The organism is Stenotrophomonas sp. GD03877, assembly GCF_029840555.1.
Taxonomy (GTDB): domain Bacteria; phylum Pseudomonadota; class Gammaproteobacteria; order Xanthomonadales; family Xanthomonadaceae; genus Stenotrophomonas; species Stenotrophomonas geniculata.
In genome coordinates this window covers 106,873-120,886 of sequence record NZ_JAOCCT010000014.1, presented here as the reverse complement: position 1 = coordinate 120,886, position 14,014 = coordinate 106,873, and the positions used below count along the sequence as shown (strand labels likewise).

Sequence of the window (14,014 nt, the reverse complement as noted above, 5' to 3'; positions counted from 1 at the left end):
ACACCGCCCCGCCCAACCCTCAGCAACCCAGAGCCGCTTTGGCTTTGGCTTTGGCTTTGGCCTCTGCAGGTGCAGGGCTGCAAGCCCTGCAAAGCAACTACGTCACCCAGCCTGCAATCACCAGCAGGGCGAGGATCGCCAGCCACAGCAGCAGCATCCGCCACACCAGGCTCATCGCATCGCGCAGGTCCGGCAACCGCTGCCACACCGGCAACAGCCCCGCCTCGGTGTAATCGTGCGCGTCCTCGCGCAGCTCGGCGTTGACGCTGGCCCGCGCCACCGCGCCCAGGAACCCGATGTTGCCGGCCAGGCGCTCGCCATGGGCCTGGCGCCAGGCCTTCCACGCCGTATCGAAGTTGCCCACCAGCGCCATCGAGAATGCCATCAGCTGTGCCACCGGCCACTCGATCCAGCCCAGCAGCCGCTGTGCCAGCGCCAGCGGCTCCACCGGCACGCGAGCACGCATCGGGCTTTCCGCCATCAATGCCAGCAGGCGATAGCCCAGCGCACCGGCCGGGCCCAGCAGCAGGAACCAGAACAGCACCGCGAACCAGCGCCGCAGTGCATTGAGCACGGTCGCCTCGACCAGCGAGGGCACGTCCTCGCGCAGGCTGCCCCCGGCCGACTGCAGGTTGCGCACGGCCGCCTGTCGCGTCGCCGCGTCATCGGCATCGATGATGGCCTCGATATCGCGGTCCAGGTCGCGTGGCCCCCAGCACCAGGCCAGCACGCCCACGCCCAGCAACAGCGACGGCAGACCGAACAGCACCCCGCGCAGCAACCACGCCAGCAGCACCATCAGCAGCAGCGGCGGCAGCAATGCCAGGGCCACGCCTGCCGGACCCTGCCAGGCCTTGCCGCCGCGCGCGTCCAGCCAGCCCAGCCAGCGCCGGAAGCCGTCGAAACGGCGCAGCGAGGCGGCAGCGGCCGGGGCAACATGGCCCAGGGCCAGTGCCACCAGCACGGCGGCCAGAGTGGTGAACATGGCAGGTCTCCCTACGAAACAGAACGCTCGGCGCCGCTACCTTACCTGTCGCAGCGGCGCCCTCAGCGGTGAACCGGACTGTAACCCGGGCCGTGTTCAGGTGGCGGCAATACAGCTGCCACGACCGGACCGGCAGAGGATCGGGTTCAGCCCTTCTGCTGGCGGTACCAGTGTTCGATCAGGCCGCGCGAAATCGAGATCGGCGGCGACAGGCGGATGCCCTGGCCATCGTCCTCCACATCGCGTGCCAGTGCCGCGCCCACCTCGTCGGCACTGAACCAGCGCGCGTCTTCCAGCTCGCCATCCACCGTCGGCAGGTCATCCTGCGCCTGTGCACGGAAGCCGATCATCAGCGCGCCCGGGAACGGCCACGGCTGCGAGCCGAGGTACTGGCACGCGGTCACCCGCACCTTGCTCTCCTCGTGCACTTCGCGCACCACGGTCTGCTCGAAGGTCTCGCCGGGTTCGACGAAGCCGGCCAGCACCGAGTAACGCCGCGGTGCCCAGTTGGACTGCCGGCCCAGCAGCAGCCGGCCCTGGTTTTCCACGGCGACGATCACGGCGGGATCGACACGCGGGTAGTGCTCGGTGGAACACTGCGCGCAACGACCGACGAAGCCGCCACGGGCAAACGCCACGGCGCCGCCGCACACACCGCAGAAGCGGGTGCGCGAATGCCAGTAGGACATGCCGCGGGCATAGCTGAAGGCGGTCGCATCGGCCATCGACCACAGCAGAGCGGCCTGGCGCAGGTCGAGGCGACGTGGTGCGGTGACCGTGACGCCGGCGGCTTCAACCGAGAACCACGCTTGTTCCCCGCGCAGGCCGAGGAAGATCGCGGAGCCGGGACCACCACCGATGTCGGCGCCGGTCAGCGCCAGCGGCTGGTCGTCATCGCCGGTGAAGGCGCTGCCGTCCTGATCGAGCACGAGAATGCGCGCACCCGGCCACAGGCGCGCCAGTGCATCGGCATCGTCGCGCAGGGCATCGGCGCGCTCCAGCGGTTCGCCAACGAAGGCGAAACCGGAAAGCGGCGAAGAAGTATTGGGCATCCGGCAAGCGTGCCGCCAATCGATGCGGGTGGCAAGGTCGGCGCTGTGCGCAGTTTGCCCGTGTGGTCCACGGGCGAGGTCACGGGCACCGCGCATCCACGCATGGCGTGGATCTACTACATGCTGAAGCTGCTGCCGCAGCCGCAGGTGGTCTTCGCGTTCGGGTTGCGAATCACGAACTGCGCACCGGTCAGGCTCTCGGTGTAATCCACCTCGGCGCCCATCAGGTACTGCAGGCTCAGCGGGTCGACCAGCAGGGTCACCCCGCTGGTCTGTACCGCCAGGTCGTCCTCGGCACGGTTCTCGTCGAACTCGAACCCGTACTGGAAGCCCGAACAGCCACCGCCTTCGATGTACACGCGCAGGGCCAGGTCGGGGTTGCCCTCTTCCTGGATCAGGGATTTGACCTTGGCGGCCGCCGACTCGGTGAAGTTCAGCGGGCGCTCCAGCGACTGGTAATCGGGCGCGGCAACCGGGGTGGCGCCGGGCAGGGAGACTAGCGTGCTCATGCCGTCAGCATGGGGGTGCCGACGATGGCTTTCAAGCCATCGCCTCGGCCAGCTTACGGCGTGCGGCGGTGTCACCCTTGCCACCATTGGCCTCTTCGCCTTCCGGAGCCGGCAGGGCGGCCATCGGGGCGCTGGCATGGATCAGGCGACCGTTCAGCTGGGCGCCCGCATTCATCTCCACCACCTGGTAATGGACGTTGCCATTGACCCGTGCGCTCGGGGTCAGTTCGACCTTCTCGGTGGCATGCACGTCGCCGTCCAGGCGGCCACTGATGACCACCACCTGGGCACGGATCTCGCCCTCGATCACGCCATGCTCGGCGACCGTCAGGGTCGCGCCACTGGCGCCTTCGGCGGCGATCACCTTGCCATGGATGCGGCCTTCCACATACAGGCCCCCACTGAATTCCACATCACCGCGGATCACCACCTGGTTGCCGATCAGGGCATCCACCACCAGCTGGCCTTCACGGTTGGATTTGCTGCTTCCGAACATCTGCCTACTCCCCTTTGCTGGCCGGCGCACCGGCCTGTTTCCAGTCGAATACCTGGGTGGTACCCCCCGTACCACTCCCCAATGTCACCCGCACGCGTTGCGGGGTGAAGTCAGCCGGCAGCATCACGCTGCCGGTGAGCTGCTGGAAGTACCGGAACGAGTAATCCTGTCCCGGCACCTTGCTGCGCTGGTGCAGATCATCCCAGCTGATCGTGGCCAGCTTGCCGTTCTTGACGCCTTCCACGGTGAAACGCATCTGCCCCTGGCTGATGGCACCGCGGTTGAGGTTCTGGGTCAGCACTGCGGTGTACTGCCAGGTGCCGGCCGCTTCCGGGCTGAACTCGATCGAATGGGTATTCAGGCCCTTGCGCTGGCTGGTGGAACCCACCAGGCGCTCATAGAAGGCGACGTCGGCACGCAGGCCGGCGATCTCTTCATCGCGCTCGGCCAGCGAGGACTGCACCTCGGTGTTGGCGGCGCGGCTGATGCGGTCGGAAGCTTCCAGCGTGGCCTGCTTCTGGCGCAGTTCGGTCAGCTGCGCCTGCAACGTCTCGGCACGCTTCTCGGCAGCCTGCAGGCGCTGGCCTTGTGCATCGCGCGGCGTGGCCATCCAGCAGCCACCCAGCACCGCCAGCACCAGGCTGAGCAGCCAGATGCCGCCGATCACCAGCAGGCGGCGACGGTCGGCCGGTGGTTGTGGTGCGCCGGGCAGGCGGACCTGCACGCGCATGGGAGGACGGTTGGTCATGGGTGGATTCCGGGGCATCGCGAGGGCGACACCGGTACGGCCCCTGTGGCAAACGACGGGCTAGTGTATGACAGGACGGGTGGGTTTCCTGCGCAGTGGCGAGCCACGGTCTGTGGCGTTCAGGCATGCCATCGTTGATAGTGTGGTCCCCTGCACAGTTCCGTCGCCGGAGCATCGCCATGACCGAAGCCCACCTGTTCGTGATCGGCATCCTGCTGGCCTGGCTGGCCGGCATCCGCGTCTACCTCACCGTGTTCGGTGTCGGCCTGGCCGGCCTGCTCGGCTGGGTCGACCTGCCGCCGGCCCTGCAGGCCACTGAATCGTGGTGGGTGCTGGGCACCTCGGCGGCGCTGGCGGTGACCGAATTCTTCGCCGACAAGATTCCCGGCGTCGACTCGGCCTGGGACCTCGTGCAGACATTGGCCCGCGTGCCAGCGGGGGCCTTCCTCGCCGCCGCCACGCTGTCGCCCGATGGGCAACTGGGCACCGGCGCACTTGCCGCCGGTGCCGGTGTGGCGTTGGCCAGTCATGGCCTGAAGGCCGGCACCCGCGCCCTGCTCAATACCTCGCCCGAGCCTGCCAGCAACTGGGTGGCCTCCGCCGCCGAGGACACCGTGGTGGTCGGTGGCCTGGCCCTCGCCCTGGCACACCCGTGGATCGCGCTGATCGTGGTGCTGGCCTGCAGCCTGGCCGGTGCGCTGCTGGTGTGGCTGGTCTGGCGCGCCCTGTGGAAGGGCGTGCGCTGGCTGGCACGCGGTGCGTCGCCCGACAGTCCACGCCAGCCCGGTACCGGTTGATCGCCGGGCTTGTCGCATAATGGACGCGAACACCAGGAGCACCGATGGCCGCAAACGAATCCCCCGCGGGCGCCCGCCCGGGACGCGCTGAAACCCCTCCGGCCGATCATTGGCAACGCTGGACTGCTGAACCGGCGAACGCCGTCGCCGCAGCGCCGGCAGCAGTTCCGCCGCTGGCAGCCTCCGACGCACCTGCATCGATCGGCAGCGCACCACCGCCGCTGCCGGGCCCGGCCGTGCTGGCCGAGGCTGGCAACAACGACCAGGCGCCGCCGCCCTCCGATTCGCCCTACCGCGTGCTGATCGTCGAGGACGACCGCGCGCAGGCCCTGTTCGCACAGAGCGTGCTGCATGGCGCCGGCATGCAGGCCATCGTGCACAGCGATGCCGACGGTGCGTTGCAGGCGATCAAGGAGCATCGCCCCGACCTGATCCTGATGGACCTGCACCTACCCGGCCTGGACGGCATGCGCCTGACCGCGCTGATCCGCCAGCAGCCTGGCCTGCAGTTGCTGCCGATCGTGTTCCTGAGCGGCGATCCGGATCCGGAGCGCCAGTTCGAAGTGCTCGACAGCGGCGCCGACGATTACCTGAGCAAGCCGATCCGGCCGCGCCACCTGATCGCCGCCGTGGCCAACCGCATCCGTCGCGCACGTGCGCAGGCGGCAACCCTGCCCGGTGCAACCGGCGCACCGGCCACCAGCAATCCGGAAACCGGCCTGCCGACGCGTCACCACGTGCTGCAGCAGCTCAATGCCGCCCTCGCCCATCGCGACCGGGGTGGCGTGTTCTTCGTTGAAGTGGCCAGCGCGCTGGGCCTGCGCGAACGCTATGGCTACGCCGCCTTCGAGCGCCTGATGGTGCAGGCCGGGCAGCGCCTGGCCGAGGCCGGCCATCCACACCTGCTGGCACGCCTGAACGACAACAGCTTCCTGCTGCTGGCCCGCAATACCGATGAAGACAGCCTGGAAAGCATCGCCGCGACCCTGCGTGAGCAGCTCTCGGCGCGCGCCTTCGTGATCCGCGACGATGAATCGGTGCACCTGCGCGGCGTGGTGGGTTACGCGCCGCTGTCGCCGGGCTTCGACGATGCCAACGCTGCACTGGAAGCGGTCGAGCGCACCACCCTGCAGGCACGCCTGCTCAGCGCCGGCGTGGCGGGCCACGTGCACCGCCAGGCCGTCACCGAACAGGAACACCTGGCACTGCTGGAAGGCCAGCTGGAGCTGGCCTATCAGCCGATCGTCGCCGTCGCCGGTGGCAACACCGCGCAGTACCAGCTGCTGCTGCGCCTGCGCCAGGCCGATGGCACGGTGCTGGCGGCCGGCCAGGTGATTCCCGCCGCCGAGGCGGCAGGCCGCATCGCCGACCTCGACCAGCAGGTGATGGACCATGCGCTGGGCCTGCTGGACCTGTACCGGCACGCAACGCAGCCGCTGAACCTGTTCGTCTCGCAGTCGCTGCGCACGCTGCAGCGCGATGCCTTTGGCGACTGGCTGCTGGAATCACTGCAGCAGCGTGACCTGCCCGGCAGTGCGCTGGTGATCGACGTGCGCCTGCCCGACGCGCTGATCCACACCGTGCCGCTGCAGCAGTTCTGCCAGCGCATGGCCGGCGCCGGCGTGCGCTTCTGCCTGAGCCAGTTCGAGCCCAGCGGCGAAGCCGATGCACTGCTGACCCAGCTGCCGCTGTCGTTCGTGCGCATGGCCGCGCGCTTCTCCAGCAGCCATTCCAACCCAGCCACGCGCGAGGAACTGCGCAAGGCGATCGAACAGGCGCATGCGGCCGGGCTCCAGATCATCGGCCAGCAGATCGAAGACCCGCAGGCCGCGGCCGCGATGTGGGTCGGCGGCGTCGATTACATCCAGGGCAACATGGTGCAGTCGGCCGGCAGCGACCTGAACTTCGACTTCCACAACGCGGTGCTCTGACGTGCCGCTGTGGGGCGTGCTGCTGGTTGCCCTTGCCGCGGCCGCCATGGCGCTGCTGTTGGGCCTGCGCCTGCGCACGCGCAGCCGGGCACTGGCCCGGCTGCAGCGCGAGCACAGCGCGCTGGCCGCCGACCGCGACCAGCTGCGCCATACCACCGAACGCCAGGGCCAGCTGGAACAGCAGCTGCTGCAGGCCAAGCAGGCCGCCGAAGCGGCCGTGCTGGCCAAGGGCGAGTTCCTGGCCACGATGAGCCACGAGATCCGCACCCCGCTCAACGGCATCCTGCCGATGCTGGAGCTGATCGCGCGCGGGCCGCTGGGCGAGGACCAGCGGCAGATGCTGGCCACCGCTTCGGCCAGTTCACAGCAGCTGCTGCGCATCGTCGACGACATCCTCGACTACTCCCGGCTGGAAGCACAGGCGCTGGAACTGGAGATCACCAGCTTCAACCTGCGCGACCTGCTCGATGGCGTGGTGCAGCTGATGCAGCGCGCCGCCGACGCCAAGGGCCTGGCCCTGGGCCTGCAACTGGATCCTTCGGTGCGCCTGCCGGTGCGCGGCGACCCGGTGCGCCTGCGCCAGGTGCTGAGCAACCTGCTGGCCAACGCAATCAAGTTCACTGCGCGTGGGCAGGTGCAGCTGCGCGTGCAACGGCTGGGTGAAGGCCCCGCGCAGCACCAGCTGCGCTTCGAGATCATCGATACCGGCATCGGCATCGACGACACGCTGCAGGCACGCCTGTTCCAGTCCTTCAGCCAGGCCGACGCATCCACCACCCGCATCTACGGCGGCACCGGCCTGGGCCTGGCCATCTGCAAGCGCATCATCGACCTGATGCACGGCCAGATCGGCGTGCAGTCCACGCCTGGCCAGGGCGCTACGTTCTGGTTCGAGATCCCGCTGCTGAAGGTTCCTGGCGACCTACCGGCGATGGCGCGTGCGCCGGCACCGCTGCTGCTGTTCAGTGCCGATGCAACGCTGCAGGCACGCATCGAGCGCATCGCCGCCCATCATGGCCTGCTGGTACACGCCATGGCGCAGCTCGATGCCGTGGTCGAGCGCCTGCGCGCGGTGCCGAGGCCCGGGCAACCGGCGCCGACCTGGCTGCTGGTCGATGCACGTGCGCGCCGCATCGGTGAAGCGACGCTGCAACAGGCGTTGGCCGAACGTGGCGAGGACGATGCCCTGCAGGTGCTGTGGCTGCAGGACGATACCCTTCCGGCACGCCCGCGCCAGCGGCAGCTACCCTCGCATTTCGACGACGCTGCGCTGCATGCACTGCTGGCTGCACCGGTCGCGCATGCGCGCCCTGCCGCGCTGCTGGCCAACGCCGAACAGGGACAGCCCACGCTGCCGCCGTTGCACCTGCGCGTACTGTTGGTGGAAGACAACACGGTCAACCGGATGGTGGCCGAGCATCTGCTGCGCGTATTCCAGTGCGAGGTGCGCAACGCCGCCGATGGCGAGCAGGCGCTGGCCGCCCTTCGCGAAGGCGGCGTGGATGTGGTGCTGATGGATTGCCAGATGCCGGTGCTGGACGGCTACGCCGCCACGCGCCACTGGCGTGCGGAAGAAGCGGAAACCGGGCGCACGCGGTTGCCGATCATCGCGATGACGGCCAACGCCATGGCCGGTGATCGCGAGCGCTGCCTGCAGGCCGGCATGGACGACTACCTGTCCAAGCCGATCGCACGTGCCACGCTGCATGCGCTGTTGCAGCGCTGGGGTGGCGGGAAAGCTGCATCACCTGGACAGCCTTCTGTAGAACCGAGCCATGCTCGGCTGACGGCCAATTGCAGTCGCACGCCATCAGCCGAGCATGGCTCGGCTCTACAGAATCCGGAAAAGCAGGTGGCGCCAGCACCGCAACCGGTACTGGACCGCGACGTGCTGGACGAACTGCACGCGGTAATCGGCGATACCGCCCTCCAGATCGTCTCGGTGTTCCTTGAGGATGCGCCGGCGATGGTGCAGCAGCTGCAGCAGGCCGCGCAGAACGGCGACGAGCCCCGCCTGCAGGCGGTCGCGCACAGCCTGAAATCATCAAGCGCGAACGTGGGGGCCTTGTCGCTGTCGGCGGTGGCGCAGCGGATCGAACACGAAGCCCGCAGTGGCAGCCTGCAGCGCCCCGCGGTGGCAGTGGCGCTGCTGGTTGCCGAATTCGCCCGTGCGCGCGTGGCACTGACGGGCTACCTGGCACAGCATCGCGCCGGCCAGGCCGGCTGAGTCACTCTTCCAGCTTGCTCAGCAGGTACTTCGGTTCGCCGATACGCTCGATCAGGTCGAGCTGGGTCTCCAACCAGTCGATGTGCTCTTCTTCCGAGTCGAGGATCTTCACGAACAGCTGGCGGCTGACGTAGTCACCCACCGAATCGGAATAGGCCACGGCCTCGCGCAGGGTGACCACGCCGTCGCGTTCCAGCGACAGGTCGCACTGCAGGATCTCGGTCGGGTTCTCGCCGATGCGCAGCTTACCCAGCGCCTGGAAGTTCGGCAGGCCTTCAAGGAACAGGATGCGGTCGGCGAGCATGTCGGCATGCTTCATCTCGTCGATCGATTCCTTGTACTCATGTTCGGCCAGTTCCTTGATGCCCCAGTTCTTCAGCATCTTGGCGTGCAGGAAGTACTGGTTGATCGCGGTCAGCTCGTTGTAGAGGACCTTGTTGAGGAATTCGATGACCTTGGTGTCGCCCTTCATGGGGATGCTCCTGCACGCTGAAAACGCAGGCACTTTAACGCCTTGCGTGCGGTCGTGAAGGAACGCGAATCGTGCGCATTGGCCTGTGCGGCCACGCGTGAAGGATGCGAAAGCGCGGCGTCAACGCGCCGCGAAAGAGACGATCAGGCGACCTGGGCCAGGCCCAATACCGGCAGCGGCAGATCGTGGGTCGCACGTGCCTTGGCCAGCAGGTCGCCGGCCATGTCCAGGCAGGAACCGCAGGTGGCACCACAACCGGTACGCATGGTCAGTTCGGCCACCGTGCTGACGCCATGGCTGGCGGCTTCGCGGATCTGGTGGTCGGTGACTCCGTTGCAGATGCAGACGTACACAGGCGTGAACCGGGCTGACAGGCCAAGAGTGGCCTGTTGGCTATTCCAATGGAAACGAGAATGGTTGTCAATCAGAGACCTGAACCATTCTCGATACCGTTCAGCCGGTCAGGTGGCCGGACCATCGCCGGTGGCCTTCTTCGGCCAGTAGCCGCGGGTGCGCGGGCGCTTGCGTGGGCGGTCATGCCCGGCGGTATGGCCCGGCATCCAGGCTTCCGCAGCGCTCTTGGGCATGGCGGTGACGCCCTGCCCGGCCACCCCGCGCGCCAACGGCGCCAGATGTCGCAGAGCACGCGCATAGACGCCACGCTTGAACATCACCACGTGCTCCACCGGGTACCAGAAGTCCACCCAGCGCCAGTGGTCGAACTCGGGCGAATCGGTATGGTCCAGCTGCACATGCGATTCGTCGCCGGTCAGGCGCAGCAGGAACCAGACCTGCTTCTGGCCGATGCAGACCTGCCGCTCATTGCGGCGGATGGCCCGCGCCGGCAGCTTGTAGCGCAGCCAACCGGGCGTCGCCCCGAGCACTTCCACGTGCTCAGGCAGCAGGCCGGTCTCTTCCTGCAGTTCACGATACATGGCCTCGACAGGCGTCTCGTCGGTGTTCATGCCACCCTGCGGGAACTGCCAGCCGTCCCGGCGCACACGTCGTGCCCAGAACACCTGGCCGTCCTGCCGCATCAGCACAATGCCGACGTTCGGTCGATAGCCGTCCGGATCGATCACGATGCGGACTCCTAAGAAAATCTACTGGTCGGGACTATCCCATGCCATCTGTCGGCCCACAAGCACGACACAAAAGTGTTGACAGGGTCGATACACATCCGCAGAATAGCGGGCTCACCAAGGCTATGTAGCTCAGCCGGTTAGAGCACAGCACTCATAATGCTGGGGTCGGTGGTTCGAGTCCACCCATAGCCACCACACTGAAAATCAAGTTGTTTTTCAGTGTGAAAAGTGAGAAAATAGTTGCACGTTTTGCCCCGTCGCCAAGCGGTAAGGCACCTGACTCTGACTCAGGCATTCGGTGGTTCGAATCCATCCGGGGCAGCCAAATTAAAAGCAAAAGGCCAGATCGAAAGATCTGGCCTTTTGCTTTTAATTTGGTCGCGCATTCCACCTGATCCCCGCGCCTGTCGGCGCGCCCCCTTGAACATCAAGGGGGCTCTCCTCCAGAGAGGGGTCCGGGGTCGGATCCTTTTCAGAGAAGAGGGCTCCGACCCCACCCCTTCTGACATGTGAAGCCACGGGTAGTACCGACCGCTGGCCGGCAACCCGGGAATGCATGACCCCGAAACGACAAAAGCCCGGCCGAAGCCGGGCTTTTGCTTTTCCATCCAGCGGGCTCCCGAAGGAGCCCAACCAGGCGCGGTAGATCAGCGCTTGGAGAACTGGGTGGCGCGGCGGGCCTTGTGCAGACCGACCTTCTTACGCTCGACTTCACGGGCGTCACGGGTCATGAAGCCGGCCTTGCGCAGCTCGGACTTCAGGGTTTCGTCGTACTCGACCAGAGCACGGGCGATGCCCAGACGGATCGCACCGGCCTGGCCGGTGGTGCCGCCGCCAGCGGCGGTGACCAGGATGTCGAAGCTTTCGGTGTTCTTGGTCAGCTCGAGCGGCTGGCGCACGATCATGCGCGCAGTCTCACGACCGAAGAACTCGTCCAGCGGACGGCCGTTGACGGTGATGTTGCCCGAACCCTTGCGCAGGAACACGCGAGCGGTGGAGGACTTGCGGCGGCCAGTGCCGTAGTTTTGAGTGATAGCCATGATTAGATATCCAGAACCTGCGGCTGCTGTGCGGCGTGCGGATGCTCAGTGCCGGCGTAGACCTTGAGCTTGCGGTACATCTGGCGACCCAGCGGGCCCTTCGGCAGCATGCCCTTCACGGCGATCTCGATCACGCGCTCCGGGTGGCGCTCCAGCGCCTGTGCCAGGGATTCGGTCTTCAGGTTGCCGATGTAACCGGTGAAACGGTGATACATCTTGTCCTGCAGCTTCTTGCCGGTGACGGCAATCTTTTCTGCATTGATGACGACCAGGTAGTCGCCGGTATCAACGTGCGGGGTGTAGACCGGCTTGTGCTTGCCGCGCAGACGGCGGGCCAGCTCGGTGGCGAGACGGCCCAGGGTCTTGCCCTCGGCGTCGACGAGGTACCAGTCGCGCTGGACGGTCTCGTTCTTGGCAGTGAAAGTGCTCATGAAGAACTCTAGGTTAGGTCGGGCTCATTGCGGCGAAAGGCTCACCGGAACTCTGCCACGCGTTGTGAAAAGGTGAAGCGTAAGAGGCGGGATTGTACGCAGGTCAGACCCCCGTTGCAAGCCGGCCCCTGACCGGGTTGGCAGGGGGACGGGGCCGGGCGAGAATCGCGGGGTCTTCCGCCCCACCGTGTACCGCCATGACCGTGCTCCGCCAGATCACCCCGCTGGACCACCTGCTGACCGAGGCGCAGCGCGCCCTGGACACGGTGTTCGGCAACCCGCCGGCGGCCCGTCCCTACCCGGCTGCGGACACCGACGAGCCCGGCATGGACCGCACCGAACGCCGCCACGCGGCCGGCCTGATGCGGATCAACCATGTCGGCGAAGTCTGCGCGCAGGGCCTGTACTTCGGCCAGGCCGCCGTGGCGCGCGACCCGGCCACGCGTGAACACCTGCTGGAAGCGGCTCAGGAAGAAACCGACCACCTGGCCTGGTGCGCCACCCGCCTGGGCGAACTGGACAGCCGTCCGAGCCTGTTCAACCCGCTCTGGTATGCCGGCAGCTACACCATCGGCACCCTGGCCGGGCTGCGTGGCGATGGCTGGAACCTGGGCTTCGTGGTCGAGACCGAGCGCCAGGTGGAAGCCCATCTGGACGAGCACCTGGTCGACCTGCCGGCCAGCGACCTGCGCAGCCGCGCGGTCATCCAGGTGATGAAGGAAGACGAGGCCCGCCATGCGGAGCACGCCGAGCAGGCCGGCGCACGCCGCCTGCCGTTCCCGATCCCGGGCGTGATGGCGCTGGCCTCCAGGGTGATGAAGACCATCGCCTACCGCATCTGAAGCGTTGCCCGCACCAACGGTGCAGGCCTACCAAGAGGTGCGGCGGGGGCCGACCAAACAACACGGTGGGGCCCGACCGTTGGTCGGGCCACCCTTCAATTGGGCGAGACCAGCTTCAGGCCGATCACGCCGGCCACGATCAGGCCCACGCAGGCCAGTCGGGCCGGCGATGCGCTGTCGTTGAACAGGTAGATGCCCAGCACCGCCACGCCCAGGGCGCCGATACCGGTCCAGATCGCGTAGGCCGTGCCGACCGGGATGCTCTTCATCGCCTGGCTCATCAGGTACAGGCTGATCAGCGCGGACACGACCGTGGCAGCAGTGGGAAGGGGTTTGCTGAAGCCTTCGGAGTACTTCATTCCGAGGGCGAAACCGATCTCGAACAGGCCGGCCAGCAGCAGGTAGATCCAGGGCATGGGTGGGGGCTCCTTACCTTTTTTGAGAAAAACGAAACGGCCCGGTGTTTTCACACCGGGCCGTGGGTCGGTACATCACCGTGGAACCATGTCGCTTGCGCGACACCAGTTCCACGGGGCGGGTCGTCCCGCCTGGGTGGCGATGCCTGCGGGCATCGCACACGGGGCTTACTCGGACAGGTTCCGGCCGTGGAACAGCTCTTCGATCTCGCGCTTGAGCAGCGCTTCGATCTTCATGCGTTCCTTGAACGACAGGTTCTTGGCCTTTTCCTCGAACAGGTACTGGTCCAGGTCGAAGTCCTTCAGGTGCATCTTCGTGTGGAAGATGTTTTCCTGGTAGACGTTGACGTCGAACATCTCGTAACGCGACTTGATGTTCTTGGCCAGGAAGTTCTGGATCGAGTTGATCTTGTGATCGATGTAGTGCTTCTTGCCCTTCACATCGCGGGTGAAGCCACGGACGCGGTAGTCCATGATCACGATGTCCGACTCGAGGCTTTCGATCAGGTAGTTCAACGCCTTCAACGGCGAAATGACGCCGCAGGTGGCCACGTCGATGTCGGCGCGGAAGGTGGCGATACCTTCCTGCGGGTGCGTTTCCGGATAGGTGTGCACGGTGATGTGCGACTTGTCCATGTGCGCGACCACGGCGTCGGAGATCAGCTCCTTGCCGGCCTGCTTCTTGTCGATCACCGGTTCTTCGGAGATCAGGATGGTCACCGAGGCACCCTGCGGGTCGTAGTCCTGGCGGGCCACGTTCAGGATGTTGGCGCCGATGATCTCGGCGACATCGGTCAAGATTTGAGTCAGCCTGTCGGCGTTGTACTCTTCATCGATGTATTCAATGTAACGCTGACGCTCCTCTTCGGTGCGCGCGTAACACACGTCATAGATGTTGAAGCTCAGCGCCTTGGTGAGGTTGTTGAAACCCTGCAGCCTCAGGCGAGGCAACGGCTTGACCACGGCGGTCGATTCCTGTGTAA

General features: G+C 66.5%; 16 protein-coding genes and 2 tRNA genes. 6 read left to right on the top strand and 12 right to left on the bottom strand.

The genetic code is table 11. From position 1 onward, the window contains the following. Positions 1–97 precede the first annotated feature (97 nt). From ampE to N5D20_RS12575, 5 genes are all read right to left on the bottom strand, one after another. Positions 98–985 (bottom strand): regulatory signaling modulator protein AmpE, encoded by an 888-nt coding sequence (ampE, locus tag N5D20_RS12595; RefSeq protein ID WP_049411816.1) that lies wholly within the window; start codon positions 983–985, stop codon positions 98–100. Between the two features lie 146 nt (positions 986–1,131). Beyond that, positions 1,132–2,037 (bottom strand): NAD(+) diphosphatase, encoded by a 906-nt coding sequence (gene nudC, locus N5D20_RS12590; protein ID WP_191863359.1) that lies wholly within the window; start codon positions 2,035–2,037, stop codon positions 1,132–1,134. Between the two features lie 116 nt (positions 2,038–2,153). Further along, positions 2,154–2,546 (bottom strand): iron-sulfur cluster insertion protein ErpA, encoded by a 393-nt coding sequence (erpA, locus tag N5D20_RS12585; RefSeq protein ID WP_005419789.1) that lies wholly within the window; start codon positions 2,544–2,546, stop codon positions 2,154–2,156. Positions 2,547–2,577: 31 nt separating this feature from the next. Next, positions 2,578–3,042 (bottom strand): polymer-forming cytoskeletal protein, encoded by a 465-nt coding sequence (locus N5D20_RS12580; RefSeq protein ID WP_010482635.1) that lies wholly within the window; start codon positions 3,040–3,042, stop codon positions 2,578–2,580. Between the two features lie 4 nt (positions 3,043–3,046). Continuing rightward, positions 3,047–3,790 (bottom strand): DUF6776 family protein, encoded by a 744-nt coding sequence (locus N5D20_RS12575; RefSeq protein ID WP_005411304.1) that lies wholly within the window; start codon positions 3,788–3,790, stop codon positions 3,047–3,049. A 179-nt stretch (positions 3,791–3,969) separates the two neighbouring features. Between N5D20_RS12575 and N5D20_RS12570 the strand changes: the two genes are divergently transcribed. Genes N5D20_RS12570 through N5D20_RS12560 form a run of 3 tightly spaced genes read left to right on the top strand, consistent with a single transcriptional unit; the run spans position 3,970 to position 8,745 of the window. Further along, on the top strand, positions 3,970–4,587 hold the full coding sequence (locus N5D20_RS12570) for a DUF4126 domain-containing protein (protein ID WP_010482636.1): 618 nt from the start codon (positions 3,970–3,972) through the stop codon (positions 4,585–4,587). 44 nt (positions 4,588–4,631) lie between these two features. Continuing rightward, positions 4,632–6,518, top strand: coding sequence for an EAL domain-containing protein (locus N5D20_RS12565; protein WP_191863360.1), 1,887 nt, complete (start codon positions 4,632–4,634; stop codon positions 6,516–6,518). Position 6,519: 1 nt separating this feature from the next. Continuing rightward, complete coding sequence (locus tag N5D20_RS12560; protein ID WP_197579085.1) at positions 6,520–8,745, top strand: ATP-binding protein; 2,226 nt, start codon at positions 6,520–6,522, stop codon at positions 8,743–8,745. Between the two features lies 1 nt (position 8,746). On the opposite strand, the gene bfr is transcribed toward N5D20_RS12560, so the two are convergent. The 3 genes from bfr to N5D20_RS12545 form a co-directional block, all read right to left on the bottom strand. Beyond that, complete coding sequence (gene bfr / locus N5D20_RS12555) at positions 8,747–9,217, bottom strand: bacterioferritin (protein ID WP_005419804.1); 471 nt, start codon at positions 9,215–9,217, stop codon at positions 8,747–8,749. Between the two features lie 143 nt (positions 9,218–9,360). Further along, positions 9,361–9,570, bottom strand: a complete 210-nt coding sequence (locus N5D20_RS12550; protein ID WP_005411309.1) for a bacterioferritin-associated ferredoxin — start codon at positions 9,568–9,570, stop codon at positions 9,361–9,363. A gap of 108 nt (positions 9,571–9,678) precedes the next feature. Beyond that, positions 9,679–10,299, bottom strand: a complete 621-nt coding sequence (locus tag N5D20_RS12545) for an RNA pyrophosphohydrolase (RefSeq protein WP_043399361.1) — start codon at positions 10,297–10,299, stop codon at positions 9,679–9,681. Positions 10,300–10,420: 121 nt separating this feature from the next. Here N5D20_RS12545 and N5D20_RS12540 point away from each other — a divergent pair. After that, positions 10,421–10,497: transfer RNA gene (locus N5D20_RS12540), tRNA-Met, on the top strand. A 55-nt stretch (positions 10,498–10,552) separates the two neighbouring features. After that, a tRNA-Gln gene (locus N5D20_RS12535) sits at positions 10,553–10,627 on the top strand. Between the two features lie 322 nt (positions 10,628–10,949). Here N5D20_RS12535 and rpsI read toward each other — a convergent pair. Further along, the gene (gene rpsI, locus N5D20_RS12530) at positions 10,950–11,342 is read right to left on the bottom strand and encodes a 30S ribosomal protein S9 (protein ID WP_005411311.1); all 393 of its coding nucleotides are present in this window, start codon (positions 11,340–11,342) and stop codon (positions 10,950–10,952) included. A gap of 2 nt (positions 11,343–11,344) precedes the next feature. Continuing rightward, positions 11,345–11,773, bottom strand: coding sequence for a 50S ribosomal protein L13 (gene rplM / locus N5D20_RS12525; RefSeq protein ID WP_005414692.1), 429 nt, complete (start codon positions 11,771–11,773; stop codon positions 11,345–11,347). 197 nt (positions 11,774–11,970) lie between these two features. On the opposite strand from rplM, the gene coq7 reads away from it, so the two are divergent. Beyond that, entirely contained in the window at positions 11,971–12,615 is a 645-nt protein-coding gene (coq7, locus tag N5D20_RS12520; RefSeq protein WP_197579084.1) for a 2-polyprenyl-3-methyl-6-methoxy-1,4-benzoquinone monooxygenase, read from the top strand. Positions 12,616–12,710: 95 nt separating this feature from the next. Here coq7 and sugE read toward each other — a convergent pair whose 3' ends face one another. Together sugE and speD are read right to left on the bottom strand one after the other, a co-directional pair. Continuing rightward, complete coding sequence (gene sugE / locus N5D20_RS12515; protein ID WP_049435688.1) at positions 12,711–13,031, bottom strand: quaternary ammonium compound efflux SMR transporter SugE; 321 nt, start codon at positions 13,029–13,031, stop codon at positions 12,711–12,713. A gap of 168 nt (positions 13,032–13,199) precedes the next feature. Further along, positions 13,200–13,994, bottom strand: coding sequence for an adenosylmethionine decarboxylase (gene speD, locus N5D20_RS12510; protein WP_006473908.1), 795 nt, complete (start codon positions 13,992–13,994; stop codon positions 13,200–13,202). Positions 13,995–14,014: the final 20 nt, after the last annotated feature.